The organism is Streptomyces sp. NPDC002446, from assembly GCF_053595675.1.
In genome coordinates, this window is the sequence record NZ_JBSFYC010000148.1 from 1 (window position 1) to 4,114 (window position 4,114).

3 protein-coding genes are annotated in these 4,114 nt (G+C 69.8%); all 3 read left to right on the forward strand.

Annotated elements, in window-relative coordinates:
- Nucleotides 1–342, forward strand: a 342-nt coding sequence (locus ACWD6P_RS36770) for a GTP-binding protein (protein ID WP_451448570.1), incomplete at its 5' end; no start/stop codon positions are given.
- A gap of 399 nt (nucleotides 343–741) precedes the next feature.
- Nucleotides 742–3,828 (forward strand): nitrate- and nitrite sensing domain-containing protein, encoded by a 3,087-nt coding sequence (locus ACWD6P_RS36775; RefSeq protein WP_451448571.1) that lies wholly within the window; start codon nucleotides 742–744, stop codon nucleotides 3,826–3,828.
- A 10-nt stretch (nucleotides 3,829–3,838) separates the two neighbouring features.
- Nucleotides 3,839–4,114 (forward strand): roadblock/LC7 domain-containing protein (locus ACWD6P_RS36780; RefSeq protein ID WP_451448572.1); only part of this gene is annotated, 276 nt, incomplete at its 3' end.

Here is a 4,114-nt window from a genome sequence, read left to right on the forward strand (position 1 = left end):
GACCTGATCCTGTACCTGTTCGGTACGCCCGGTCAGGACCGCTTCTGGTTCATGTGGGACGACCTGGTCCGCGGCGCCATCGGCGCGGTGGTCCTCGTCGACACCCGCCGGCTCGCCGACTGCTTCCCGGCCGTCGACTACTTCGAGAACAGCGGCCTGCCCTTCGTCATCGCGCTCAACGGCTTCGAGGGGCACCAGCCCTACACGCCCGACGAGGTCCGTGAGGCGCTGCAGATCGGTCCCGGGACCCCGATCATCACCACCGACGCCCGGCACCGCAGCGAGGCCAAGAGCGCGCTCATCACGCTGGTCGAGCACGCGCTGATGGCCCGCCTGCGGTAGGACGGACGTACGGCCTGCCGCCTCATCCGGCGCGGGCCGTACGGAAGTTGTCTTCCGCTCGTGCACCGGGGTGCGCGGGCCGGTTCCCGGCGCCCGCGAATGGATCTGTGTCCTTCGACACGCCGACAAATTTGCTTCATAACGTTTCGACAGTGAATCACTGGGCTTTCGACACCGCATGCGTATGCCCGGCTTCGCTGTGCGCACAAAACGCCTTCCTTTTGACGCACCTCGCCCTTAACGCCCCTTTTATCTAAGGCTCTTCCGCGCCCTCTCCGGCTTTGCTCAGTGTTTGGAACGCACCGCCCTGACGTGCTGAAATTCGCTGAACTCCGGAGTAGTAACGCCCAGAAGAAACGGCACATCAGGTAGTGCCGGCGCCGAGAGGTTGTTGGTCGAGTGAGGCGAAGCAAGTCGAGCCCCGAGCCGCAGGAACCGCGGCGGGGCAACTTCACCCCGCCACCCAGAGGTGGCGTACCGGCTGCCGACGCGCCGGAAAACACGGTCGCGAAGCCTCCGGTGAGCGGCGGCAAGTACTCCCCGCGCAACTGGCGCGTGGCGACCCGCCTGAACGCCATTCTGCTGATCCCCGTGCTGGTCGCCCTGGTCCTGGGCGGTCTGCGGGTGGACAGCTCGCTCACCACCTGGCGCGACGCGCAGGACGCGGAGAACACCGCGAAGCTCGTCCGCGCCGCGCTCTCCTACAGCACCGCCCTGATCGACGAGCGCGACCGCACCGCGGCGCCGCTGCTCCAGGGCAAGAAGGACGACCCGGTCGTGCAGGAGGCGCGGGACGCCACCGACACCGCCGCCGACGCCTTCCACCAGGCCGCCAAGGCCATGCCGGACAAGCCGGGCCTCAAGCGCCGGCTCGCCGCCTTCGAGAAGGCCGAGCCCAAGCTCCAGCAGCTGCGCGACGCCGCCTTCACCTCCAAGCTGCGCGGTGTGCAGACTGAGGAGGGCTATGTCGAGGTCCAGCACCCGCTGATGGAGTTCGCCAACGAGCTCGGCCTGGGCACCGGCAACATCACCTCCTACGGCCGTACCGTCTACGCCGTCGCGCTGGCCAAGGCCGCCGAGTCGCTGCAGCGGTCCATCGGCACCCACCTCCTGATCGACCCCGCGGCCCCGCAGGGCGGCAAGGAGCACAAGCTTCAGCTGACCGCCTTCGCGTCGTACCGCTACCTGGAGGGCATCGCCATCGGCGAGTACACCTCCGGCGGCACGCCCGAGGACGTCGCGCGCCTCAAGACGGACGCGGGCCGCCTCAAGGAGGCCGCGCAGCAGAAGATCGCACGTGCGAAGGAGCAGGCCCAGGCCGCCGGCCGCCCGTTCCGCGCCCCGCCGTCGATCGACCAGATGTCCGCCTGGATCTCCACCGGCGCGGCGCCGGAGACGCTGAGCCCGAAGGGCATCACCTCCGACAGCTACTTCGCGGCCGCAACCGGCAAGTTCGACATGTACCGGGCCATCGAGAAGGACCTGGCGAACAAGGCCGTGGACGAGGCGGCGCAGATCTCCTCCGACGCCCAGCGGTCCACCTTCGTCGACTCCGCGATCGTGCTGGCCGCCCTGATCATCGCGTTCGTCGTGGCCGGGATGATGGCCCGCCGGATGAGCCGCAACATGCGCCAGCTGCGCAACGCCGCCTTCGGTGTCGCCGAGCAGCGGCTGCCGATGCTGGTCGACCAGCTCTCGCGGACGGACCCGGGCCGGGTCGACACCCGCGTGACGCCCATCCCGATCGCCACCACCGACGAGATCGGCGAGGTCGCCCGCGCCTTCGACCAGGTGCACCGCGAGGCCGTCCGGCTCGCCGCCGAGCAGGCGCTGCTGCGGGGCAACGTCAACGCGATCTTCACCAACCTCTCCAGCCGCAACCAGGGCCTGATCGAGCGTCAGCTGGAGCTGATCACCGACCTGGAGAACAACGAGGCGGACCCGGACCAGCTGGAGAGCCTCTTCCGGCTCGACCACCTCGCCACGCGTATGCGCCGTAACGGCGAGAACCTCCTCATCCTCGCGGGCGAGGAGCCGGGCCGCCGCTGGAACCAGCCGGTGCCGCTGGTCGACGTCCTGCGGGCGGCGATCAGTGAGGTCGAGTCGTACGAGCGAATAGACCTCACCGGCGTCCCGGAGAGCGAGATCCACGGCACCGCCGTGACCGACCTCATCCACCTGCTGTCCGAGCTGCTGGAGAACGCCACCACGTTCTCCTCCCCGCAGACCAAGGTGCGGGTGGCCGCGACCCGGCTGCCCGACGGCCGGGTGATGATCGAGATCCACGACAAGGGCATCGGGCTGACCCCCGAGGACTTCGCGGACATCAACCACAAGCTGGCCAACCCGCCGAGCGTGGACGCCGCGATCTCCCAGCGCATGGGCCTGTTCGTGGTCGGCCGGCTGGCCGACCGGCACGGGATCCGGGTGCAGCTGCGCCCCTCCGGCGAGCAGGCGGGCACCACGTCCCTGGTCATGCTGCCCGAGGCGATCACCCACGGCGGTGGCGGCGAGGAGCAGTTCGAGCACGACTTCACGGTCTCCCGGATCGTGCCGGAGCACGAGCACGCGTCGTACGAGAGCCAGCAGCGCACCGCCGCCGAGCTCGGCTTCGACGACAGCCGCTACGGCCGCCCGGACGCCGCGGACCTGGACATGGTGGGCCGCTCGCTGATGCGTGAGGAGCGCCGCGCCGCGCTGGAGGCCCAGGCCGCCGGCGAGCAGCCGGGCGACGGCCAGGGTGGCCAGAATCCGCTCTTCCGTGATCCGGAGCCGCCCGCCACCGGGTACCAGGACTTCCCGTCCCAGAGCTATGCGGAAGCCGATCAACCGCTCTACGACGACCGGTCGCACGGCAACCAGGCATTCGGCGACCCGCACTTCGCGGAGACCACCGGCCAGCAGCCATACGTCTCCCACGAAGCGGCACAGCCGGACGAATGGGCCGAACGCCCCGCATTCGAGGGCTACTTCGGAACCGAAGCGGAATCTGACCGGAATACAACTGCCGCTCCCGCTGACGCGCCCGAGCGCGTACCATTCGAGCGTCCGGGCCCCACACCGAGCGACGCCCCTTCTCTGACGGACGCCGGCCTTCCGCGCCGCGGAGGCCGCGACCAGCAGGCACCGCAGGTTCAGCAGCACGGGGGCACGCCGGAGACCGGCCAGGACGGCTCGGACTGGCGCAGCTCCAACGACGAGCGCTGGGAGCGGGCGGAGCGGCTGCGCGAGCCGAAGGCGGGCGGAGTCACAGCCTCCGGCCTCCCCCGGCGGGTGCCCAAGGCCAACCTGGTCGAAGGCGCCGCGGAGCAGACCCCGCAGGGCGGCCCCCAGGTCTCCCGTGCCCCGGAGGACGTCCGCGGCAGGCTGAGCAACCTGCGCCGCGGTGTCCAGCAGGGACGCAGCGTCGGCACGGACCCCTCCGGGGTCCCCCAGAATGACCAACAGGGCTTCGGCCCCGGCAGCACCTACGATCAGGAGCGTTAGTGTGAGCCCGATGAGCCAGGCGGCGCAGAATCTGAACTGGTTGATCACCAACTTCGTGGAGAACACCCCCGGGGTGTCCCACACGGTCGTGGTCTCCGCGGACGGTCTCCTCCTCGCCATGTCCGAGGGCTTCCCTCGGGACAGAGCCGATCAGTTGGCGGCGGTGGCCTCCGGCCTGACGTCGCTGACCTCCGGCGCCTCCCGCATCTTCGAGGGCGGGAGCGTCAACCAGACCGTGGTGGAGATGGAACGAGGGTTCCTCTTCATCATGTCCGTCTCGGACGGA